Here is a 22,787-nt window from a genome sequence, read left to right as displayed (position 1 = left end):
ATGTCCCAGCAGAACGAGTTCGGCATCACCCACCTGCGGCACGTCGACCTGGCCGTGCCCGACTACGACACCCAGCGCACCTTCTACAAGGACACCTGGGGGCTCACCGAGGTCGGCACCGACAGCGGCCTGTCCTACCTGGCCACCGAGGGCTCACCCGAGCAGTACGTCGTCCGCCTCCGCAAGGCCACCGAGAAACGGCTCGACCTCATCGCGTTCGGCGCCGCGTCCGACGCCGACGTCGACGCCCTCGCCCAGCGGCTCGCGTCGCAGGGTATCCAGCTCGTCAGCCAGCCCGGCCAGCTCCAGACGGCGGGCGGCGGCTACGGCTTCCGCTTCTTCGACGTCGACGGCCGTACCATCGAGATCTCCAGCGGCGTGGCAACCCGCCACCATCGGGCGATCGAAGAAGGAGAAGCCATTCCCGTACGCATCTCGCACGCGGTGATGAACTCCAACGACATCAACCGGACGCGGGAGTTCTACGAGACGTACCTCGGCTTCAAGCTCACCGACAGCCTGTGGAGCCAGCACATGGGCGAGATGATGCACTTCATGCGGTGCAACGACTGGCACCACAGCCTCGCCCTGGCCCAGGGCCCGCACACGTCGGTGCACCACGTGTCGTTCGAGATGCGCGGCCTCGACGAATACATGCGGGGCACGGGCCGGGTCATGCGGGCCGGCATCAAGAAGGTGTGGGGCCCCGGCCGTCACAAGGCCGGCAACAACACGTTCTCGTACTTCATCGACCCCAGCGGCAACACCATGGAGTACACGACCGAGCTCGAACGCCTCGAGACCGACCAGTGGCATCCGAGCGTCTACGACATCGCCGACCCGATGACCCAGGACCAGTGGGGCACGGCCGACCCGATGAGCGAGCTGATCGCCAAGGAGTCCTTCAACGACAAGGACCGCGGCGTCTTCGTCGCGCCCCCGGTCTGATGGGAGCGTTGGACGGGAAGACCATCGTGGTCACCGGCGCCGCCCGCGGCCAGGGCGCGGCCACGGCGTCGGCCCTCACCGAGGCGGGTGCGTCGGTGGTCGCGGTGGACGTCCTGCCGGCGGCTGACTGCATCGCTTTCGATGTACGGGACGTGACCGGCTGGCGTGACCTCGCCTCCTCCCTGCCGGTGGTCCACGGCCTGATCAACAACGCCGGCGTGGCCGGCCGCGACCGCCTGCCGAACGTGCCGCTCGACGCGTGGGAGCGGACGTTCGCCATCAACGTGACCGGCCCCCTGCTGGGCATCCAGGCCCTGGTCCCGCGCATGCCGGCCGGCGCGTCGATCGTCAACGTCTGCTCGGTGGCTGCCCTCAGCGGGCACGTCGCCGCGGCGTACACCTCAAGCAAATGGGCCTTGCGCGGCCTGACCCGGACGGCATCACTGGAGCTAGGCGCCCGCGGCATCCGCGTCAACGCGGTCCTGCCCGGCCTGATCGAGACCCCGCTCATGGAGTCGGCCTCGCCGGCCTTCCGCGCGGCCGCGATCGCCGAGATCCCCCTGGCCCGCACGGGGACGGTCGGCGACATCGCCCCGCTGATGGTCTTCCTGATGTCGGACGCCTCGTCCTACATGACCGGCGCCGAACTGGTCGTCGACGGCGGCATGACCGCCCACGTCTCCCACAAGCGCATCGCCGACGCCATCGGGAGCCCGTGATGAAGTTCGCCACCGTCCGCGCGGGCACCCGAACCCTCGGCGTTGTCGTATCCCCGTCGGGCTCCCTGCATCCCCTGCCCGCACTTGCCGCCGCCTCCTTCCCCCATCCCATCGTCTCTGTCCCCGCTTCCTCTTCCTCCGCTTCCCCTTCCTCCGCTTCCCCTTCCTCCGCTTCTCCTTCCTCCGCTTCTCCTTCCCCCGCTTCGCTCTCTGCCGCTTCCCCTTTCCCCGCTTCGCTTTCTGCCGCTTCCCCTTTCCCCGCTTCCCTTTCTGCCGCTTCCTCTTCCTCCGCTTCCTCTTCCTCCGCGTCCCCTTCCTCCGCCTCGCCTTCCTCCGACTCCCCTTCCGCCGCCCCTCTTTCCGTTGATCAACTTGTGGTGCTCGGCTTGTCGCGGGCGCTCGAGATCGGTGCCGAAGCGCTGCGCTCCGCGCCGATCTCCTCGGAGGTCACCTTTCTCGCACCGGTGCGGCCCACCTGCGTCCGTGACTTCGTCACCTTCGAGTCGCATGTGGAGGGTGTGCGCCGCAGCGTCGACGGCACCTCCGGCGTTCCCGGCGCCTGGTACGACGCGCCGACCTTCTACTTCACCAACCCGCACACCGTGACCGGCCCGTCCGACCCGGTGCGGCGCCCCTGGGGCTGCGCGGCCCTCGACTTCGAACTGGAGGTGGCCTGCGTGCTCGGCTCCGGCGGCACGTCCCTGTCCGAGACCGACGCCGCCGCCACGATCTTCGGCTACACGATCTTCAACGACTGGTCGGCCCGCGACCTCCAGAGCCGCGAGATGCGGGTCGGCCTCGGCCCCGCCAAGGGCAAGGACTTCGGCACCTCGCTCGGCCCGTGGCTGGTCACCGCCGACGAGTTCACCACCCGCCACGACGCCGACGGCTTCCTCGACCTGGCCTGCACCGTCTCGGTCAACGGCGCCGCCGTCGGCCACGACCGCCTCACCTCGATGGGCTGGACGTTCCCCACGATGATCGCCTACGCCTCCCGCGACTCGGTGGTCGCCGCCGGCGACATGCTCGCCTCGGGCACGACCGGAGGTGGCGGCTGCCTGGCCGAGCTGTGGGGCCGCGCCGGCCGCCAGGACCCACCGCCGCTGGAGCCGGGCGACGTCGTCGCCATCACCGTCGACGGCCTCGGCACCTTGACCACCACCGTGGCCGAAGGCCACCCCGCTCCGCCTCTCACCCCGTTCAGAAAGTAGGCCGTCGCATGTTCGAGTACTTCCCGGGCAACTACATCTGGAACCTCGGCGTGGCCGCGACCCTCAACAGCGGCGGCATGATCGACGAGGTCGACCGGGCCTGCCGCCCCATCCGCGACCTGGCCGCCCAGGGCTCCGACGTGGGAACCCGCGAGTTCATGGCCTCCTGGCAGCGCGTGGCCGACCAGCTCGAAGGCCAGGCGGCCGACGCCGAGAAGAACGGCCACCTCCGCACGGCCGGCCAGAAATATCTGCGCGCCGCGGCGTACCTCTGCCAGGCCGAACGGATGCAGAGTGCTTCCGCCCCCGGTCGCAAGGCCGTCTACCAGCACTGCCTGTACCTGATGCAGAAGAGCTTCGACCTGATCGACCCGGCCACCACCCGCGTGCGCGTCCCGTTCGAGGGCACACACCTGCCGGCGTACTTCACGAACGCCTCCCGCGACGGCGAACCCACCCCCACCATGATCATGTGGAACGGGCTGGACTCCACCAAGGAACACATGTACACCTCGGGCTGGCCGGCCGAGATGGCCGCCCGGGGCATCTCCACCCTGATGGTCGACTGCCCCGGAAGCGGCGAGGCGCTCCGCCTGGAGGGCCTGACCTCCCGCGTGACGACCGAGGACTGGGCCGCGGCCTGCGTCACCTATCTCTCCGGGCGGCCCGACGTCCGCAGCGACCGGATCGGCCTCGTCGGGTGGTCGCTCGGCGGCTACTACGTGCCGCGGGCGGCCGCCTTCGAGAAGAGGCTGGCGCTGGCCGTGGCCTGGGGCGCCAACCACAACTGGGGCCAGATCCAGAAGCGCCGCCGCGAACGCGAGGGCGAGAACCCGGTGCCGCACTACTGGGAGCACGTGCTCTGGGTGTGGGGCGCCCCCGACATCGACACGTTCATCGAGCAGGCCGAGGCCGTGACCCTCGACGGCGTGGTCGAGCAGATCACCTGCCCGTTCCTGATCACCCACGGCGAGAACGACCGCCAGATCCCGGTGGCCGACGCCTACCAGTCCTACGAGCAGGCCGTGAACAGTCCTCGCCGCGAGCTCCGGGTCTTCACCCCCGAGGAGGGCGCGACCGAGCACATCGGGCTCGACCACCTGCCGCACGTGGGCGCTTTCACCGCCGACTGGATCGAGGACACGCTCGCCTGGCTGGACGGTCGCTCATGAACGAACCCGGCGCCCGCTCGGCCTCCGGCATCCGGCGCACAGCGATCAGCCGCGCCCAGTTTCCGCGGGCAGAACGGCGCGCAGGAGCTGTCATTCCAGCGGTCGGTTCAGGGCTGGGCTCTCTCATGCCGACTTCAACGGTCACCGCGAATTCCCGGCCACGCCGATGGGATGAAGGATGAAATTATCTGGTGGCGAAGACGAACCTGCCTTTCTCTGGGGCGCCTCCACAGCGTCGCACCAGGTCGAAGGCGGCAACGTCAACAACGACTGGTGGGCGCGCGAACACGCGCTCGGTCTCCAGCCCAGCGGCGACGCCTGCGACAGCTACCGCCGTTACGGCGAGGACATCGCTCTCCTTTCGCATGCGGGCCTCAACGCCTATCGCTTCAGCCTGGAATGGAGCCGCATCGAGCCGGCCCCCGGACAGTTCTCGCGAGCCGCCCTCGACCATTACCGGCGCATGGTCGACGAGTGCCTCTCGCGGGGCGTCACCCCGGTCGTGACGTTGAACCATTTCACCGTGCCGCGATGGTTCGACGAAAGCGGCAGTTGGCGATCTGTGGACAACCTCGACCGCTTCGAACGCTTTGTGGATAACTCGCTGCCGGTCATCCGCGAGGGCGTACCGTGGGTCTGCACTCTGAACGAGCCCAACCTGACCTCGGTCATCGTCAACATGCGCCACGACGGCTCGATGGCTTTTCCGCCGGCTCCCGACCCCGAGCTGGCCGAGGCCCTGCTGGCCGCCCACCGCCGCGCGCGTGAGGTCCTGCGTTCGGTCCGCGGCGTCCGTTCGGGCTTCACCATCGCCTCGTTCAACTTGCAGGAGACCCCGGAGACCGACGACGAGGCGCGCCGACTCCGCCATGACGCCCAGGACGCCTGGTTCGAGGCGGCGAAGGGCGACGACTTCGTGGGGGTCCAGGCGTACTCCCGCATCTGGCTCGGCAAGGGCGGCGCCCTGCCCACCCCACCCGACGCCGAGTCCACGATGAACGGCTGGGAGTACTACCCGGCCGCCCTGGGCGAGATGGTTCGCCGGGCCTCGGAGCTGAGCAACGGCACCCCGATCCTCGTCACCGAGAACGGCCTGGCCACCGAGGATGACGGCCGCCGGATCGACTACACCCGGGACGCCCTCGCGGGCCTGGCCGCCGCGATGGCCGACGGTGTCGACGTCCGTGCCTATCTGCATTGGAGTCTGCTGGACAACTTCGAGTGGTTCGAGGGCTATGGCCCCAAGTTCGGCCTGGTCGAGGTCGACCGCGAAACCTTCGAGCGCCGCCCGAAGCCCAGCCTGCAGTGGCTGGGATCCGTCGCGCGGTCGAACCGGAAGGGGCCCTTGAGCACCTAAGCTTCGCTCGTGGAGACGCCGAAGCTCGGCCCGATCCGGGCCGCCCGCCTGCTCCGGGCCGACTTGCGGCGGGCGCGCGAGGTGGCCGTGCTGACCCAGGCTGATCTCGCCCGCCGGCTCGGCTGGTCGGGGTCCAAGGTGGCGCGCATCGAGAACGGTGATGTCAGTGTCAGCCGCACCGACCTTGATGCTTTGTCATCCGTGCTGGGCCTCGGCGAGGCGATTCGCCGTGAGCTCGAGCGGCTGGCCGGCGCGGCGCGTCAGCGGGGCTGGTGGCACGAGGATCGGAGATTGCTGTCGGGTGCGTCGGCCACGCTGCTCGGCTTGGAAGCGGAGGCCGGTCAGTTCTCCGAGTACGCGGCCGGTCTGGTGCCGTCTTTGCTCCGGACGGCGTCCTACGCCGCGGCGTACGGAGATCTGGACCTGCTGCCGGAGCGGCAGCGGCGGTTCTGGAATCGTGCCGATGGGCCCAGGTTCGAGGCGGTGATCGACGAGGCGGTCTTGTTCCGGCGCGTCGGCGGCCCGGCCGTCATGGCCGAGCAGGTGCGACGGCTGGCCGAGGTCGCACGCCGCCCGCAGGTCGAGTTGCGGATCCTGCCCTTCGAGAGCCAGATCGTCCGCAAGCACTCCTACGTGGTGGTGTCCGACGAGATGATCGGCCACCTCGTCTACGCCGATCTCCACAACGGCGACTGGGTCTGGGAGGGCGGCACCCTCGGCGACGAGATGACTGATCACTTCGCGTCTCTGCGCGCGGCGTCTCTCGACCCCGACCGGACCGGACAGCTGTTGCATCGGGTGGCGGCCGGCTACGGGGCCGGTGGCTTGCCGCGGCCGTGGCTCTGGTCGTGACTCAGAACCGCGCGAGCAGGCGCAGGCGGTCCACCTCCTGCGGGCTTCCCGGCGCGGGCACGACCGATACCGAGGACCCCATGCTGTCGAAGGCCTGCTCGTCCAGCCCCGCGCCCCACAGCGAGTTGGCGCGGGTCCACCAGTCGCCGGCCGCGCCGCCGTTCGGGCTGAGCGCGGCGACCTCGATCTCACCACCGCTGAGCAGCAGGGCGAGCACGACCAGGTTGGCCGTGTACGAGGCGCACGCCGCCACGACGTCCGGCGGCACCGGCGCGTACGCCTGGTAGCGGCCGAAGGCGCGGGAGCGGGCCTGCGCCAGCAAGGCGACGGCGGCGGCGAGCATCTCCGTACGGCGGGCCTCGGGAAAACGTGCCGCCAAGCCGGCGGCGAAGTCGATGATCGGGCGGCGCAGGGTCAATGGCTGGTAGGACAGCATCGCCCGCAGGAGGCTGTCGTCCGGCGCCTCGTGCAGCGACGGGTCCGAGCGGCGCCGGGCGTGGTCGCGGGCGTAGCTGTCGAGCAGCAGCAGAGCGCGCTCGGCGATGAGGAACTCGCCGAAGGTCGCGTGCAGGAACTCGTACGTCCGTCTGGGGTCGGCTGTGTGCTCGTCCACACGCGACACGTGGACGAAGAAGAATCCGGCCACGGTCTGATGGGCCCGCCCGGACGGCGAATCGAAGCCGCGGGCCACGCCGTCGTCACGCCCGAGGAAGACCTCCAGATCGCGTTCGAGGTCGCGGTCGCTGACGTGCTGCCGCCCGCGGTTGAACATGCCGAAGGCCGCGATGCTCAGCCGCCACCGGAGCTCGCCCAGCAGGCGCGGCAGCTGATCGTCGGACGGCGGCCGCTCCGGTTTGTCGGCGACCTGCCGGTGGATGAAGTTGTCCAGCAGCATGCGGTAGAGCGTCGCCGTGGAGAGCTTGCCGTCGGAGAGGCGGGCCGCGTTCGGGTCGGCGTGATAGATGCCGAGCAGCGTGAGCAGCAGCGGCTGCCGGGCGATCTGGCCGTGCCGCGACATGTCGGCCACCGTCAGGGCGGCGAAGCCGGGGGTACGGGTGTTCGCCTTGTTCCACGCCTCCGTCCACTGCCCGATCTGCGCGTCCGAGAACTCCTCCAGCTTGATCACCAGTGCGCCCTCGGGAACCCGGGCCCGGTCGACCACGATCGTCCGTGACGTGACGATCACCGCCACCGAGCGGCCGAGCGCCAGCTCCTCGGCCTGGAACCGGGTGACCTCGGTCAGGTAGCTCGACTGTGTCGTGCCGGTGGCCTGGACGAGTTCGTCGAAGCCGTCGAGCAGGACGACACGCGTCACCTCGGCGCACTCCTCGGCCAGGTCACCCCACGAGACCCGCTCGTGCAGGATGTCACGCAGCGCGGACTCCACCTGGTCGAGCAGGGGGTCGCCGGCCGTGACCCGGCGCAGCTGCACCGGAACGACCGCGTAGCGCTCGCTCGGCAGGCGTGCGGCGAGGATCTCGGTGAGCAGCGACTTGCCGGCGCCGGGGTGACCCAGCACCAGCAGCGGGCGCCGGGCGGCGTCCGGATGGGCCAGGTAGCCGGCGAGGAAGACGTCGAGCTCGTCGTCGACCGGGCGCTCGGCCCACCAGCGTTCCTGGGACATCTCGCCCGCCGACGTGGCGGAGGCGACCGCGACGCGGAAGCGGGGCGTGACGAAGCCTTCGGCCACGGTCGGCAGCGACAGGCCGCCCGGCGGCTTCGACGACCGCAGCAACGGCTGGTCGAGCACGGCCGTGGCGGCCCGCGCGAGGTTCGCCCGGATGGTTCCGCGCTCCGGCCTGGGCGTGCGCACGCCGGCGGCCAGGATGTCGTGGAGCTGGCCCATCGACTCCGAGGCCCGCTCCAGGACCTCCAGGAGGCGGGCGTTGACCCGGTGCAGCTCGTCGCGGGTCGCGGCACGGCGACCGTGCGAGGCCCAGACGAAGAGCTCCGGCACATCGGCGCCGATGCTCAGGTAATAGTCGTGGTAGAGCTCCCGCCACCGGCTGGTCGCGCGGGCGACGGCCCCCGGCGCCACCGAGCTCCACGGGCGCAGGCCCTCGAAGAAGGCGAGCGCCGCGTTGGCCAGTTCCGCCACGCGCGGCGCCAGGACGTCGTGCAGATTCTCCTCGAAGCCCAGCACCGGTGACGGCAGCGGGAGGACCACGTCGGCGAGCCGGTCGATCCAGCCCGCCTGCGTCATGATCTCGCCGGGCGAGCGGGCCAGGCGCAGCTTCTCCTCGCCGTCGGCCTCGAGCGACTCGTAGATCGGGCCCAGTGTTTCGCGCAGCGCGTCGAAGAGCGCCGTCACCGCGATCGTCGTGTGGGTGGCGGCGACCAACTCGTACCGGTAGCGGCCGCGGGCGCTGCGAAGAAGCACGAGAGTGGGCGCGAGCAGATCACGCAGGAGACGGCCGGGCTCGGCGCCGAGCGCGGGCGGGTGGACGATCGCGCCGAGCAGCACCCCGGTGCGGGCGGCCTGCCGCAGGACCTCGGTCGCGGGGGAATCCGGGCCGAGCAGGGTGAGGGCGCCCTCATAGCTCAGCGGGTTGGCTTTGGCCATGTGCTGGACCGTAGTTAGCTTTCATGCGTGGTCGCCACCCGCCTGAACCGTGTTGCCGTGCTTGTGCTCGAAGGGGCCAAACCCCTTGACGTCGGGATTCCGGCTCAGGTGTTCACGACGCGGGCCAGCATGCCGTACGAGGTGAAGGTCTGTGGGGCCCATCCCGGCCCCGTCACCGGTGGTGATGGGCTGTCGTATCACGTGGCGGACGGGCTGGACGCCCTCGAATGGGCCGATATCGCCTTTATCCCTGGCTATCGGCGGCCCGATCAGGAGGACCCGCCCGCGGAAGTGGTCAGCGCCCTGCGGGGAGCCCACACGAGAGGGACACGACTGGCGGCGATCTCGACGGGGGCGTTCGCGCTGGCGGCCACGGGGCTGCTCGACGGCAAGCGGGCCACGACGCACTGGCATTACACGCGGCAGCTGGCGGCGCGCCATCCGGCCGTGAAGGTCGACGAGAACGTGCTCTTCGTGGACGAGGGAAGCGTTCTGACGTCGGCGGGGGCGGCATCCGGGATCGACCTGTGCCTGCACGTGCTGCGCGGCGATCTGGGGGTCGCGGCCTCCAACCACGCCGCCCGGCGACTCGTCGCGGCGCCCTACCGCAGCGGCGGCCAGGCGCAATATGTGCCGCGCAGCGTGCCCGAGCCGCTCGGCGAGCGGTTCGCCGCGACGCGGGAGTGGGCGCTGCACCGCCTGGCCAAACCGCTGACCCTGGAGATCCTGGCCCGGCACGCGCGGGTGTCGGCCCGGACGTTCTCCCGCCGTTTCGCCGAGGACACCGGATATACCCCGATGCAGTGGGTCATGCGCGCCCGCATCGACATGGCACGGGAGCTGCTCGAGCTCTCCGAACGCGGCATCGAGCAGATCGCCGCCGACGTCGGACTGGGCACGGGCGCGAACCTGCGGCTGCATTTCCGGCAGATCCTGGGTACGACACCGAGCGAATACCGTCACACCTTCGCCCAGGGGGAGTTGGCGTGATCCTTGCGGACCATGGCGCTCTCGCCGCTGTCACGCTTGCGCGGAACAGCACAGTCTTAGTGGCATGACACGCATCGCGATCAACGGTTTCGGCCGCATCGGGCGCAACGTGCTGCGCGCCCTGCTCGAACGGGACAGCAAGCTCGAGATCGTCGCCGTGAACGACCTCGCCGATCCGGCGGCGCTGGCCCGGCTGCTCGCCTTCGACAGCACCTCGGGCCGCCTGGGCCGCCCGGTGACCGTCGACGGGGACACCATCGTCGTGGACGGACGGCGCATCAAGGTGCTGGCCGAGCGCGTACCGGCCGACCTGCCCTGGAAGGAACTCGGCGTCGACCTCGTGCTGGAGGCCACCGGGCGCTTCACCTCGGCCGAGGCGGCCAAGGCCCACCTCGCCGCCGGCGCCAAGAAGGTGCTGGTCGGCGCGCCGTCGGACGGCGCCGACGTGACGATCGCCGTCGGGGTCAACAGTGACGCCTACGACCCGGCGGCCCACACGATCATTTCCAACGCCTCCTGTACGACAAATGCCCTGGCCCCGCTCGCCCATGTCCTCGACGAGCTGGCCGGCATCGAGCACGGCTTCATGACGACCGTCCACGCGTACACCCAGGAGCAGAACCTGCAGGACGGCCCGCACCGGGACGCCCGGCGGGCGCGCGCGGCGGCCGTCAACATCGTGCCCACCACCACCGGCGCCGCCAAGGCCATCGGCAAGGTCCTGCCCAACCTCGACGGCAAGCTCTCCGGCGACTCGATCCGCGTGCCGGTGCCGGTCGGCTCGATCGTCGAGCTCAACACCGTTGTGGCCCGTGACGTGACCCGCGAGCAGGTGCTCGACGCCTACCGCGCGGCCGCGAACGGCCCCCTGGCCGGCATTCTCGAATACTCCGAGGACGCCCTGGTCTCCTCCGACATCGTCGGCAACCCGGCGTCGTCCATCTTCGACTCGGCCCTGACCCGCGTCGAGGGCCGCAACATCAAGGTCGTGGCCTGGTACGACAACGAGTGGGGCTTCTCCAACCGGGTGATCGACACGCTGGAGCTGCTGGCCGCCACCGTCTGACGGCCGACAGTGCTCCGGGCCGCTCCGGCGTAGCTTCCGGGGATGGCAACCATCGAGCGGCTCGGGGGAACGCCGGACGAGGCGGAGGCCGTCACCAGGGAGATCCTCGACGAATATCTGACGTGGTGTGGTGAGCGGCTCGACGTGGAGCACGGCGTGACGTTCGACGACACGGATGCGACGCGGGCCGCCCACCACCGTGAGTTCGCGGCTCATGCTCTTCATGGAGCTGCCACTCGACCGGCCAGCCACGTAGCGATCTGGGCCCGCCGCGAGACGCCGAGCTTCGTGCGGATGTGCTCGACGTGCGCCGCCGCCGTCTTGGGCGCGATGGTCAGCGCCGCCGCGATCTCCCGGTTCGTGCGCCCCTCGGCGACCAGCCGGGCCACCTCCATCTCCCGCGCCGACAGGACCGCCGGCGGCGAGGCCGGCGAGAGCGGCGAGGAGACAAAACCCTTCAGACCCGCTTGGTTGTACGCCGTGACGGCTGCCTCGCGGAACATCGCGGCCTCCGCCGGGCGGCGTGAGCGGGTCGCGCACCGGGCCTGATCGAGCAGCACGGCCGTGCCCTCCCAGAAGCGGCCGCGGGCCGACCAGAACGCGGCGGCCGACTCCAGGGCCACCCGGGCCTTCCCGGTCTGCCCCTCGTGCAGCAGGATCAGCCCCTCGGCGTGGTCGATCGCGCCCAGCGTGCCCGGGATGCCGCGTTCCCGCAGCGGCTCCGACGTGCGCCGCAGCCAGTCGCGGGCGGCCGTCGAGCCGGTGGCGGCCAGATGCGCCCGGGTGCCCGTGACGACGTACGGGAAAAGATAAGCAGCGTCCGTCATCGGCGCCGAAGCGGCGAAACCCTGCTCGCAGCGGGCGATGGCCGTCGCCGGATCGTCGCGGGCCAGCGCCACCTCGGCCTGCCCCCACCAGGCGGGGGAGAGCCGCTGAAGCTCACGCATCCCGGAGGCGAGCCGTTCGGCCGCGCCCAGATGCGCCTCCGCCCGGTCGAGGTCGCCCCGGCCCAGAGCCACGTAGCCGAGCACGTGCCGGGCCGTGATCTCCGTGGTGATGCCGCCGCCGTCCGCCAGCACCCGCTCGGCCAGGCCGGCGGCCTCGCCGTACGAGCCGGTGGCCCAGCGCACGTGCGCCAGGTGGGCCGTCATGTAGTGCTCGTCGTTGACCCGCTCGGCCCGCGCCGCATACGCGATGCCCGCGGTCAGCGCCTCCGTGGCCTGCTCGTAGTCGACCAGGACGGACATGCTGGAACCGAGCATCCGGTAGGCGCGGGCCGCCGGCGCCTCCATCCCGAGCGCGGCCGACCGGTCGATCGCCCGGCGCAGCAGCTCGACGCCCTCGCCCATGCGCCCGGCGAACAGGAACACCGAGCCGAGCGTCGCGTCGAGGTCACACTGCACCCCGTGATCGGGCGCGAGCGCCCGGGCCTGCTCGCCGTCCGCGATCGCCTCGTCGAGGCACCGGTCCAGCATGTACGCGGCGGCCAGCGCGGCGTGGATCCGGCCCCGCTCGGCGGGCCGGCCCGCCACCAGGGGCAGCGCCTCCCGCAGGGACGCGGTCCGCGACTCCAGGTCGGCGCCGAGCAGATGCCGGACGGCCACCCAGTCGGGCATCAGGGCCGCCGCGCCGGGACCGTCGCCCAGCGACAGGCGCAGCCGGTACGCCTCTTCGTAGCCGGCCGCGGCCTCCACGTTGTCGTCGACCGCGGCCAGTTCCGCCGCGAGCGCGGTGATCAGATCGGCCCGCTCGGCCGCCGGCAGCGTGGCCGGGCAGGTGCGCCGCGCCCGCCGGTAGAGCCGGGCCGCCTCACGGTGGGCCGACATGGCCGCCGCCTCGGCCGCGGCGGCGACGGCATGCCCGAACGCCTGATCGGTGAGGCCGGCGCGCTCGTACTGGTCGCTGAGAAAGGCGCCGGGGAAACCGGCCGCCTCGGCCGCGGCGGCGGCCCGGGCGTGCAGGTCCCGCCGCCGGTGCGGGGTGATGTCGGCGTGCAGCGCGTCCCGGATGAGCGCGTGCCGGAAGTCGTAGCCGTCCCGGTCCCCGTTCGGGGTGACGAAGAACAGCGACGTGAGCTCGCGCAGCCCCTCGTCCACGGCGTCGGTCCCCTCGCCGGTGATCGCGGTGAGCAGACCGAGATCGAAGGACCGGCCCAGCACGGAGGCCACCTCGGCCAGCGCCCGGGCCGGCGGCGACAGCTGCGCGGCCCGGGCGAGCACGGCGTCGGCCAGCGTCTCCGGTACGCCGTCGTCGGGCCCCTCGGCGGCCAGGAACTCCTCGATGTGCAGGGGGATGCCGTCGCTGCGCTCGTGCACCGACGCGGTGACGGCCCGGGGCAGCTCGGCGCCGGCGATCGCGGCGGCCATGGCGGCGGTCTGCGAAGGGCCGAGGCGGGGGAGCCGCACCTCTTCGGCCAGCCGCTGGGTGAGCAGGCGGGTGCGCCACTGCCGCATCGGCACGCGCGGGTAGAGCTCGTCGCTGCGGTACGTGCCGACGACGATCAGCCGCGTCTGCTTGGCGCGGGCGCCGAGCCGCCCGATCACGTCGAGGGTGAGATCGTCCGCCCAGTGCAGGTCTTCGCAGGCCACGAGCACAGGACCGGACGGCCCGTCGGGGTGCGGCCCGTCGCGGTACGGCCCGCCGGGGTGCGGCTTGTCGGAGGGTGGCTTTTCGGACGGCGCCGCGGCTATCAGGTCGGCCAGGTCGGCCACCAGCAGGCGGCGCTGACGGTGCTGGTCGCCGTCGGCCAGCTCGTGCAGGCGCTGCTGGAGACGTTCGCCGGCCGCCCGCGTCGCCGGGTCGCGGCGCATCTCGGCCCCCAGGTCGGCCAGCAGCCCACCGGCGATCTCGGTGTCGCCCGGCGAGGCGCCCGCGGCCAACACCGTGTAGCCCGCCTCCCGGGCCCGCCGCACGATCTCGCCGAGCAGCCGGGTCTTGCCGATGCCGGCCTCACCGGCCAGGAAGAGCAGCTCGCCGGTCGCGGCGGCCAGTCGCCGCTCGGCCAGCGCGATCAGGTCGTCGCGCCCGACGAGCACGGGGCTGCTGAGCGTCACCCCGCGACTTTAGGTCCCCGGGAAAGCCTTCTTAGGTGCTCTGACCGATGTCCGACCGCCCGCCCGCGACGAATCTAGGGGCATGGCGAAATTCATGGATGTACACAGCGGATTCCACGGCGTCACCGCCGAGCAGCTGAGCGAGGCGCACGACGCCGACCTCAAGATCGAGGGGGACGAGGGCGTGCACTTCGAGCGGGCCTGGCTCGACCCGGAGTCGGGCAAAGTGTTCTGCCTGAGCACCGGGCCGAGCAAGGAGGCGGTCATGCGCGTTCACGAACGCGCCGGCCACCCGACCACCGAGGTCTACGAGCTGACGGCCGAGGTCTGAGCGGCTTCGACCTGAGCTTCCTCGGCCGGGGCCGCGAACGACGGGTTCACGTTCGTCCGTGAGCGGACGATCTCGACCACGTGCGCGACGGCGTCGTCGATGGCGACGCCGTTGCGCTGCGAGCCGTCCCGGTAGCGGAAGGAGACCGTGCCCCCGTTGACGTCGTCGTCGCCGGCGATCGCCATGAAGGGGATCTTCTGCTGCTGGGCGGTGCGGATCTTCTTCTGCATGCGCTCGGTGGAGTGGTCGACCTCGGCGCGGATGCCCTGCTTGCGCAGCTTCTGGACAAATTCCTCGAGGTACGCCGCGTGGTCGTCGCGGATCGGGATGCCGACCACCTGCACCGGCGCCAGCCAGGCCGGGAACGCGCCCGCGTAGTGCTCCACCAGCACGCCGAAGAAGCGCTCGATCGAGCCGAACTTCGCCGAGTGGATCATCACGGGCTCCTGGCGGGTGCCGTCGGCCGCCTGGAACTCCAGCCCGAAACGGGCCGGCTGGTTGAAGTCGTACTGGATCGTCGACATCTGCCACGTACGGCCGATCGCGTCCTTGGCCTGCACCGAGATCTTCGGGCCGTAGAAGGCGGCGCCGCCCGGGTCGAGCACGAGCTCGAGACCGGACTCGGCGGCCACGTCCTCGAGGACCTTGGTCGCGACCGCCCACTGCTCGTCCGAGCCGATGAACTTGTCGCTCTTCGGGTCGCGGGTCGACAGCTCCAGGTAGTAGTCGTCCAGGCCGAAGTCGTCGAGCAGCGAACGCACGAAGTTCAGCAGGTGCTTGATCTCGCCCGGCGCCTGCTCGGCCGTGACGTACGAGTGGGAGTCGTCCTGGGTCAGGCCGCGCACCCGGGTCAGGCCGTGCACCACACCCGACTTCTCGTAGCGGTAGACCGTGCCGAACTCGAAGAACCGCAGCGGCAGCTCACGGTAGGACCGCCCGCGCGACCTGAAGATCAGGTTGTGCATCGGGCAGTTCATGGCCTTGAGGTAGTAGTTCGCCCCCTCGAGCTCCATCGGGGGGAACATCGTGTCCTTGTAGTACGGCAGGTGCCCGGAGGTGTGGAACAGCCCCTCCTTGGTGATGTGCGGCGAGGAGACGTACTGGAAGCCCTCCTCGATGTGACGGGCGCGGACGTAGTCCTCCATCTCGCGCTTGATGATGCCGCCCTTGGGGTGGAACACCACGAGACCGCTGCCGATCTCATCGGGGAACGAGAAGAGATCGAGCTCGGTGCCGAGCTTGCGGTGGTCGCGGCGCTCGGCCTCGGCGAGGCGGTTGAGGTACGCCTTCAGCTCGTCCCGCGACGGCCAAGCGGTGCCGTAAATGCGCTGGAGCTGCGGGTTCTTCTCGCTGCCACGCCAGTAGGCGGCGGCCGACCGCATCAGCTTGAACGCCGGGATGAGCCGGGTCGTGGGCAGGTGAGGGCCGCGGCACAGGTCGCCCCAGACGCGCTTGCCGTCCTTGTCGACGTTGTCGTAGTGGGTCAGCTCGCCGTGGCCGACCTCCATGACCTCGTCGGCGTCGACGTCACCCTTGAGATCGACCAGTTCGAGCTTGTACGGCTCGTCGGCCAGCTCGACCTTGGCCTCCTCGAGCGACTTGTACTCCCGGCGGCGGAAGCTCTGCCCGGCCTTGACGATCTCCTGCATGCGCTTCTCGAGCTTCTGCAGGTCCTCGGGCTGGAACGGCTTCGGCACGTCGAAGTCGTAGTAGAAGCCGTTCTCGATCGGCGGGCCGATGCCGAGCTTGGCCTCGGGGAAGATGTCCTGCACGGCCTGGGCCAGCACGTGCGCGGCCGAGTGGCGCAGCACGTTCAGCCCGTCGGGCTCGTCGATCGCGACCGGGGTCACGTCGGTGTCGAGCTCGGGCTGCCAGTCGAGGTCGCGCAGGCGACCGGAGGCGTCACGGACGACGACGACCGCCTTGGGGCCGGTCGTCGGCAGGCCGGCTGCGGCCACCGCGTCGGCGGCCGTAGTCCCGGCCGGGACGACGAGAGGGTCGGCCACAGCGGGGGTACGGGGTGCGGACACGGTGATCTCCTTTACGAAAAGCATGCGTAGGCCTTGACGATGCTATCCGCCCGGAAATTCCCGCGTTGAAGCAGCAACCTTTTACCCCACCGGTTGAGGCGCGACGTCACCCCCCCCCGGGCGGTCACCGGCCCGGGCTGAGGCGGCGGGGGACGCACTGGTTGGCCCGCTTGGCCGCGGTGAGCTCGGCGAACTGCGCCTCGCACCAGGCGTGGACGGCGTCCGCGTCGGCGAACTGGCCCACGGCGAAGGTGCCCCACAGGAAGTGGCCGTTGATCTTCTGCCGCTTGCTGTAGTCGGTGCTCTTGATCAGCACGACCGGGTGGTCGGCGCTGCCGTGGGCGTCCCGCAGGCTGCGGTGCTCGTCCAGGATGTCGGCCGCCATGAACGTGTGCGAGCCGTGGACCGTGGTCTGCAACTTGTCCACGATGCCCGGATATTTGGTGGCGATCTGGGCGGCCCACTGCCCCTGGAACGAGATCGTCGACGCGTCGTCCCGCCAGATCTGCTCCAGCTGCGCGACCGCCGCCTGCTCCGAGCCGGCGCCGAGCGGGGTGGTCGCCACGGCCGTCGGCGCGGTTCCCTCGGGCGCGGTCTCCTCCGGCGCGGTCCCACCGGCCGGGCCGGGATCGCCGTAGGTCTCCTGCTCACCGGCGGTCGGCGCCGGCTCGGTGAAGGTGGCCTCCGGTTCCCGGGTGACCGGCCCTGCCGGGTCGGCGTCCGTGCCCTGCTGTTGTTGAGCGGCCGGCGTCCCGCCGGTGCCGCTGCCCGACCGCAGGGCCACGATCGTGCCCCCGGTGACCAGGAGCAGCAGCACCCCGACGGCCAGCGCGACGACCATCCCGTTGACACCACGCCGGGGCGGCGGAGGCCCGGGAACCGGCCCCGGCGTCCCCGCCACGACCCCCGGCATCGTCCAGGCCGACTGCGGCGGCGCATAGGGCTGCGGCTCGGTAGGAGGTTCCGCCTGGACGAATGGGGGAGCGGAAGGCCCCGGCTGAGCGAAGGGTTGCGTGGGTTCCGCCTGGACGAACGGTGGGGCGTACGGCCCTGGTTGAGTGAAAGGTTGTGTGGGTTCGTACGGCCCCGGCTGTGCGAAATGCTGTGTGGGCTCCGCCTGGGTCGACGGGGGAGTGGGCGGCCCGGGCTGAGTGGACCCGGCTGGGGTCGGCGGCTCCGGCCGGAAGAAGGCCGGTGGCTGCATGGGCGGCTGCGCGAAGGGCTGGGCCGGAGGTGGCGGCTCGCCGACAGGCTGCGGCTCGGTGAAGAGGTGCCGCGGAGACTCCGGCGGCGCGGGAGGTTGTGACGGTGGTGCGGGCGGGCCGGCCGCGGGTGTCTCCTTGGTGGGCTCGTTGCCAGCCAGGGAACTCAGGTCCCAGAGGCCGCCGGTGCGGTTGTCGTCGGTCATCGCTCTCAGTCCCCGAACACCATCACTCGCCGGCCCCGATGGCCGGTCGCGCCTGCCGTCATCGCGCGAATTCCATTCCACTTTCCGGGATCACGTCCCATTCGAGGCGAGCGTAACGCCGCGAAAACGGAGCACAACAGATCCTTTCCAGTCGGTGCCCGCGATGATCGCCGAGCCCTCATGTCCGAACGGGCCAGTGCGCCGTGCGTCTGAGGATGATGCTGTAGTCCCTGGTAGTGAATGTGATCACTGTGGATCTTGGTGGCCCGGTAATGCGTACCCGGAAAGAGTGGGGAATTGACGGTCGACCTTCATCAGGATGAATTACTACGAACGGATGAGGCGCTCGCCGACGCACAGCTGACCGATTCTGGCTGGCGCGGCGACGAGCGGCTGAGCGTCGGTGTCCGGATCGGCCGCCCGCTGCTCTACCCGGTCGATCCGGGCGACCTGCCGCCGGCCCTGCCGAGGTCGGCCACCGCCCGCTACGTGGGCGCCCTGTTCGCCTTCGACCTCGACCCGGCCCCGGCCGGCTACCGGTACGCGGCGGCCCGCTTCACCGTGGACCTGGGCGCCGCCGACGTCACGGCCGTCGTCGTGCACACGGGCGCCGAGCAGCTCGGCGTGCTCGCCGACGGCATCGCCTCCCCGCTGGGCGACCGGGCGTCGCGGGCCGCCCCGGCGGCCCTCCTCGACCGCCTGCGCTCCCGCGAGGACCGGCCGCCGGCCTGGACGACCGGGGTGCGCAGCGCCCGCTTCGGCTGGCGCTACCACGACCGCCGCGGCGCCACGCTGCTTCCCCGCACGTACGGCGTCCACGCCCTCCTGGAGACGCCGACGACCCTCGAAGAGCTGTCCGGCGCCTTCGAAGCCCAGCTCGACCTGGCCGGCCGGGTGCGCCGCGGCGTCTCGACCACCGACCGGATCCCCTTCACCGCCCGCATGCCCGGCACTGCGACAGACAAGACCGCGGCCGTACGCCTGTGCATGGCGGCCGACATAGTCGGCTACAGCGAGCACGGACCCGAGGCGGCCGCCCGCCTCCAGCGTGACCTGGTACGGATCCTGGCCGCCGGCCGCGCCGCCGCCGGCGTCACACCCGGCCAGGTGACGCCCCAGCCCCAGGGCGACGGCCAGTTCACCGTGCTGCCGGTCGGCCTCGACGAGGCCGCGGCCGTGCCTCGCCTGATCCGGGGCATCGCCGACGCCCTGGCCGCCCGCAACGCCTCAGCCCCGACCACCCACGACGCCTCAGCCGTGAGCACCTCCACCCGCGGCCCCGCCATCCCCGACGCCACGACCCGCGGCCCCGCCATCCGCGACGCCGCGACCCGCGACGCCTCCATCCGTGACGCCGCGACCCGCGACGCCTCCATCCGCGACGCCGCGACTGGTGACGCCGCAGCTGGGGGCGACCGGATGCGGCTGCGGCTCGCCCTTCACCGGGGCCTCGTCCGGGAGGCCGACAACGGCTGGGTCGGCCGGGCCGCGACCGCCGTCCACCGTCTCCTCGACTGCGGCCCGCTGCGCGCCGCCGCCGCCGAACATCCGGCCGCCGACTATGTGCTCGGCGTGCCCGACGTGCTTTTCGCTGACGTGCTGTCCACCGGCGACGATCCACCGCCGGCGGCGTTCCGGCCGGTCACCGTCGACATCCCGGCCAAGGGCTTCCTCGAACGCGGCTGGATCTTCGTGCCGGAGCCGGCCGCGTGAGCGCCGTCTACGCCCTGGTCGTGGGCATCGACGCCTACCGCGCGGTCACCCCGCTGACCGGTGCCCGCAACGACGCCGTCGCCGCCTTGGCCTACCTACGTTCCCGCGTCGGCGACGACCAGCTGCATCCCCTCGAGCTGCACGACGGCCAGGCGACCCGCGCCGCGATCATCGACGGCATCCGGAACCACCTGGGCCGCGCCGGCGAGGGCGACACCGCGATCCTCTGGTACGCCGGTCACGGCTCCCAGGCCCCGGCGCCGGCCGAGCTGTGGGCCCTGGAACCGGACGGCATGGTGCAGACCCTGGTCTGTGCCGACTCCCGCGAGGGCGACGTCCCCGACCTGTACGACAAGGAACTCTCGGTCCTCCTCGACCAGGTGGCCGCGAACGGCTGCCACGTCGCCGCCGTCCTCGACAGCTGCCATTCGGCCGGTGCCCTGCGCGGTGAGATCCCGGAGGCTGTGGCCCGCCCCCGGAGCGTCCAACCGGCCGTACGGACCCCGAAGCCCCAGCTCCTCATCCCCGAACTGCGGCCCGGATGGGCGGCGCTGCCCGCGAGCAGCCGCTTCGTGCTGCTGGCCGCCTGCCGCCCTGATCAGCTCGCGCAGGAACTTCCCGTCGACGGCCTCAGCCGCGGCGTCTTCAGCTGGGCCCTGCTGCGCGCCCTCAATCAGCTCGGCCCGCACGCGACCTACCGCGAGCTGCTGGCCGCCGCCCGCTGCGTGGTCGAGGACAGGACCCAGTTCCAGGCCCCGCAACTGACCGGCGACCTCCCCGCCGACCAGCCCTTCCTGGGCGGCACGGTGCGCGCCCGCGCTTCCGCGATCACCATGCGCCACCAAGCCTCCCGCTGGGAGATCGACGCCGGCTCCTGCCACGGCATGCCACCCGCGTGGCCGGGCCCGCTGCGCGTCGCGGTAGCCGGCGCCGGCCCGTCCCGCCCCGCACGGGTGACGGCGGTGTCGGTCGACCGCTCGGTGGTCGAACCCGACGGCTGGCAACCCGACCCCACTCGCCAATACCCGGTCGTCGTCACCCAGCTGCCCCGGCCCACTCTGACCGTCGCTGTCGACGGCCCCGCCGAGCTGACCGAGCTGGCTGAACTGACCGAGCTGACCGAGCTGACCGAGCGATCCGCGTTCCTGCGACTGGCCCGTCCCGACCAGACCGAGGTCCCCGACCTGCGCTTCCGCTCATTGCCCGACGGCAGCATCCGCGTCCTGGGCACGGCCGCCCTGCCCGTGGCCGCCGACATCCGCGGCGCGGACGAGGCGGTGCGGGCCGGCGAGCACATAGCCCGCTGGCGGCAGGTGGGCGCGCTCGAGAACCCCGGCTCGCCGCTGGCCGGCGCGGTCCGCCTGGAGATCGTGCCAAGGAACCTTGGCGACACGACCGCGCCGCTGCACCGCCCCCCGCTGCGCCCCGGCCCCGAGGGCGCGATCCAGCTGGACTACGAGCTGCGTGACGGCGTGTGGTCTCCGCCGACCGCCTTCATCCGACTGCACAACACGACGAACCGCTCGCTCTACTGCGTCCTGCTGAACTTGACCGAGAGCTACCGGGTTCACGCCACACTGTTCCCCGGCGCTTTCATCGGCCCTACCCGGTCCGGCGCAGCACTGAATGGCCGCCCGGTGCGCTTCAGCCTGCCGAAGGGCACCCCGACGACCCCCGGCGCGCAGGTCCACGACAGGCTCAAACTGATAGTGGCCGAGGACGAGTTCGGCGCCCATCCCTTCGAACAGGGCCCTCTAGGCGACCTGACCCGCCGCGGCGTCCTGCCACCGGTGGCAATGACGCGCGACGCTGGTGCCGCCGACCCCGACGACGCTTACGACTGGACAACCACCTCCCTCACCGTTGTGACCGCCGTGCCGTCGCGAGAGCACCCGGCCACCGCGGAGCAGCCGTGATCGCTTCTGCGGCTACGCCGCATTTCTGAGCTGGTCAGCGGCGGCGACCGGCCTGAAGGCGTGGTGCAGGACGTTACGGCGGGGCCGACGGGCGGGGTCGAGCGTGGCCGGAGGAATGAAGTCGTGATGCCCATCGGCGTTGAGCCGGATCTCCCAGCCGGCCGTGGGGTGGTGGAGCAGCCGGTGGTGGGCGCGGCAGAGCAGGACGAGATTGTCCAAGGTGGTCTTTCCGCCCTTCGTCCAGTGCTTCACGTGGTGGACGTCCGCCCACCGGGCTGGGCGATCGCAGTCCGGGAAGGCGCAGCCGCCGTCGCGGACGTTCAGGGCGCGGCGCAGCGGGCCCGTGGCGAGCCGGGTCGTGCGGCCCACGTCGAGGACCTGGCCATTGCCGCCCAGCACGACCGGCAGGATCCGGGCGTCGCAGGCCAGGCGCCGCGCGGTTTCCGCGGACAGCCTGGCGCCGGTGTCGGTCGTCGCCGCGCCCAGCGCGTGGGTCAGCGGGTCGTAGGGGATGGTGACGGCGAGCTGGGCCGGTTCTCCGCCGCTGGCGGGCAGTTCCTCCGTACGCAGCGCCAGCCGGCACACGTCGACCAGCGCGTCGGCGCGTTGCTGGGCCGGGCGAGGCCGGTCGGCGGCGGTGCCGGGACGGCCAGCGGGTAGGGGACGATCAGCTGGTAGGGATCGACCGGTGGCTTGAGGACGGCCGGTGGGGAGGGGGCGGCACAGCGGCTCCAGGGCGGCCTGCACCAAGGCCGCGTCCTCCAGGCCGAGGGTGCCGGACAGCCGCACCTGGCCGTTGCGCGGGGCGGAGAGCGTGAACCCGCGCGCCTGGTGGGCGCGGGCTTCCTGGCGGGCCAGGGCGGCCTCCTCGGCGCGCTCGGCGATGTGTGGGGCGACGTGGACGAGGATGCGGTTGCCGACGCGGCGCAGCAGGAACGCGGGTAGCTGGCCGGCCATGTCGATCAGGGTGTCCTGGGCCTGCCGCATGATCGCGGCGGTCTCGGCCGGGCCGACGTCGTCGAGGTCGGCCAGTCCGGTCTCGACGGTGTCGATCGTGTCGGCGACCACCGATGTCTGCCGCGCGTCCATCCGCCCGTCGAGCAGGGGCTGTTCCAGGTCGGGATGGCGGCCCAGGGCGGTGGCCAGGTCGCTGAGGTCGCGGGCGGGCCGAGGGTCGCACCTCAGTTGTGTGCGCAGCCACGCCCGGGTCGTTCGTGAGCCCTGTCTGGCGGGCAGGCCGCTCACGCCCGCCTGCCGCACCAGGCGTGCCTGCAGGGCGGTCGCGGTCTGTTCCAGCCGGTAGGCCGCCCTCAGGCAGGTCACGAGCTCGTCGTCGTCCAGTGGCCACACGGGTGCCGAGGCCAGTTCCGACGCGTTCTGATTGAGGTGCTGCAGGTCTCCGATCACGACGACCATGTTCGAACACCTGTACGACACTTTGAGGTCGCCAAGGGGCCG

General features: G+C 71.6%; 16 protein-coding genes. 11 read left to right on the top strand and 5 right to left on the bottom strand.

Features of this window, described 5'->3' with window-relative positions; genetic code table 11:
• From ACQP2X_RS38770 to ACQP2X_RS38745, 6 genes are all read left to right on the top strand, one after another.
• Entirely contained in the window at positions 1–948 is a 948-nt protein-coding gene (locus ACQP2X_RS38770) for a VOC family protein (protein ID WP_498690469.1), read from the top strand.
• Positions 948–1,667: an SDR family NAD(P)-dependent oxidoreductase gene (locus ACQP2X_RS38765; RefSeq protein ID WP_498690468.1), complete on the top strand. Its 720-nt coding sequence runs from the start codon at positions 948–950 to the stop codon at positions 1,665–1,667. Before ACQP2X_RS38770 ends, ACQP2X_RS38765 begins: the two co-directional genes overlap by 1 nt.
• Before the next feature lie 386 nt (positions 1,668–2,053).
• Positions 2,054–2,878, top strand: coding sequence for a fumarylacetoacetate hydrolase family protein (locus ACQP2X_RS38760; protein WP_498690466.1), 825 nt, complete (start codon positions 2,054–2,056; stop codon positions 2,876–2,878).
• Positions 2,879–2,886: 8 nt separating this feature from the next.
• Positions 2,887–4,050: an alpha/beta hydrolase family protein gene (locus tag ACQP2X_RS38755; protein WP_498690464.1), complete on the top strand. Its 1,164-nt coding sequence runs from the start codon at positions 2,887–2,889 to the stop codon at positions 4,048–4,050.
• A gap of 178 nt (positions 4,051–4,228) precedes the next feature.
• Positions 4,229–5,407, top strand: coding sequence for a glycoside hydrolase family 1 protein (locus ACQP2X_RS38750; RefSeq protein ID WP_498690462.1), 1,179 nt, complete (start codon positions 4,229–4,231; stop codon positions 5,405–5,407).
• Positions 5,408–5,416: 9 nt separating this feature from the next.
• Entirely contained in the window at positions 5,417–6,259 is an 843-nt protein-coding gene (locus ACQP2X_RS38745; protein ID WP_498690460.1) for a helix-turn-helix domain-containing protein, read from the top strand.
• 1 nt (position 6,260) lies between these two features.
• Here ACQP2X_RS38745 and ACQP2X_RS38740 read toward each other — a convergent pair whose 3' ends face one another.
• The gene (locus ACQP2X_RS38740; protein WP_498690459.1) at positions 6,261–8,822 is read right to left on the bottom strand and encodes an NACHT domain-containing protein; all 2,562 of its coding nucleotides are present in this window, start codon (positions 8,820–8,822) and stop codon (positions 6,261–6,263) included.
• Positions 8,823–8,849: 27 nt separating this feature from the next.
• On the opposite strand from ACQP2X_RS38740, the gene ACQP2X_RS38735 reads away from it, so the two are divergent.
• Positions 8,850–9,812, top strand: a complete 963-nt coding sequence (locus tag ACQP2X_RS38735) for a GlxA family transcriptional regulator (protein WP_498690458.1) — start codon at positions 8,850–8,852, stop codon at positions 9,810–9,812.
• A 64-nt stretch (positions 9,813–9,876) separates the two neighbouring features.
• Positions 9,877–10,878, top strand: a complete 1,002-nt coding sequence (gap, locus tag ACQP2X_RS38730) for a type I glyceraldehyde-3-phosphate dehydrogenase (RefSeq protein ID WP_498690457.1) — start codon at positions 9,877–9,879, stop codon at positions 10,876–10,878.
• A gap of 221 nt (positions 10,879–11,099) precedes the next feature.
• On the opposite strand, the gene ACQP2X_RS38725 is transcribed toward gap, so the two are convergent.
• On the bottom strand, positions 11,100–13,931 hold the full coding sequence (locus ACQP2X_RS38725; RefSeq protein WP_498690455.1) for an ATP-binding protein: 2,832 nt from the start codon (positions 13,929–13,931) through the stop codon (positions 11,100–11,102).
• 82 nt (positions 13,932–14,013) lie between these two features.
• On the opposite strand from ACQP2X_RS38725, the gene ACQP2X_RS38720 reads away from it, so the two are divergent.
• A complete protein-coding gene (locus ACQP2X_RS38720; protein ID WP_498690453.1) occupies positions 14,014–14,262 on the top strand; it encodes an SCO4226 family nickel-binding protein in 249 nt (82 codons plus the stop codon).
• Here the strand turns inward: ACQP2X_RS38720 and thrS are convergent.
• Positions 14,238–16,292: a threonine--tRNA ligase gene (thrS, locus tag ACQP2X_RS38715; protein ID WP_498690451.1), complete on the bottom strand. Its 2,055-nt coding sequence runs from the start codon at positions 16,290–16,292 to the stop codon at positions 14,238–14,240. The genes ACQP2X_RS38720 and thrS overlap by 25 nt on opposite strands.
• Before the next feature lie 124 nt (positions 16,293–16,416).
• Positions 16,417–17,133: a hypothetical protein gene (locus ACQP2X_RS38710; RefSeq protein WP_498690449.1), complete on the bottom strand. Its 717-nt coding sequence runs from the start codon at positions 17,131–17,133 to the stop codon at positions 16,417–16,419.
• A gap of 864 nt (positions 17,134–17,997) precedes the next feature.
• Here ACQP2X_RS38710 and ACQP2X_RS38705 point away from each other — a divergent pair.
• Entirely contained in the window at positions 17,998–19,413 is a 1,416-nt protein-coding gene (locus ACQP2X_RS38705) for a hypothetical protein (RefSeq protein ID WP_498690447.1), read from the top strand.
• Positions 19,410–21,329 (top strand): caspase family protein, encoded by a 1,920-nt coding sequence (locus tag ACQP2X_RS38700; RefSeq protein ID WP_498690444.1) that lies wholly within the window; start codon positions 19,410–19,412, stop codon positions 21,327–21,329. Before ACQP2X_RS38705 ends, ACQP2X_RS38700 begins: the two co-directional genes overlap by 4 nt.
• Positions 21,330–21,341: 12 nt before the next feature.
• On the opposite strand, the gene ACQP2X_RS38695 is transcribed toward ACQP2X_RS38700, so the two are convergent.
• Positions 21,342–22,736 carry an HNH endonuclease signature motif containing protein gene (locus ACQP2X_RS38695; protein ID WP_498690442.1) on the bottom strand — a complete coding sequence of 465 codons (1,395 nt, stop codon included), beginning with the start codon at positions 22,734–22,736 and terminating at the stop codon, positions 21,342–21,344.
• Positions 22,737–22,787: the final 51 nt, after the last annotated feature.

Origin of the sequence: Actinoplanes sp. CA-131856 (assembly GCF_050956135.1) — a bacterium.
In the GTDB taxonomy this organism is placed as follows: domain Bacteria; phylum Actinomycetota; class Actinomycetes; order Mycobacteriales; family Micromonosporaceae; genus Actinoplanes.
Note: the sequence above shows the minus strand (reverse complement) of the source record. Positions and strands in the feature narration are given on the sequence as shown.

Bases quoted from the DNA above. Each gene is read 5' to 3' on its own strand.
- ACQP2X_RS38770 (WP_498690469.1), top strand. From the start codon at position 1: ATGTCCCAGCAGAACGAGTTCGGCATCACCCACCTGCGGCACGTCGAC.
- ACQP2X_RS38765 (WP_498690468.1), top strand. From the start codon at position 948: ATGGGAGCGTTGGACGGGAAGACCATCGTGGTCACCGGCGCCGCCCGC.
- ACQP2X_RS38755 (WP_498690464.1), top strand. From the start codon at position 2,887: ATGTTCGAGTACTTCCCGGGCAACTACATCTGGAACCTCGGCGTGGCC.
- ACQP2X_RS38750 (WP_498690462.1), top strand. From the start codon at position 4,229: ATGAAATTATCTGGTGGCGAAGACGAACCTGCCTTTCTCTGGGGCGCC.
- ACQP2X_RS38740 (WP_498690459.1), bottom strand. From the start codon at position 8,822: ATGGCCAAAGCCAACCCGCTGAGCTATGAGGGCGCCCTCACCCTGCTC.
- gap (WP_498690457.1), top strand. From the start codon at position 9,877: ATGACACGCATCGCGATCAACGGTTTCGGCCGCATCGGGCGCAACGTG.
- ACQP2X_RS38720 (WP_498690453.1), top strand. From the start codon at position 14,014: ATGGCGAAATTCATGGATGTACACAGCGGATTCCACGGCGTCACCGCC.
- ACQP2X_RS38710 (WP_498690449.1), bottom strand. From the start codon at position 17,133: ATGGTCGTCGCGCTGGCCGTCGGGGTGCTGCTGCTCCTGGTCACCGGG.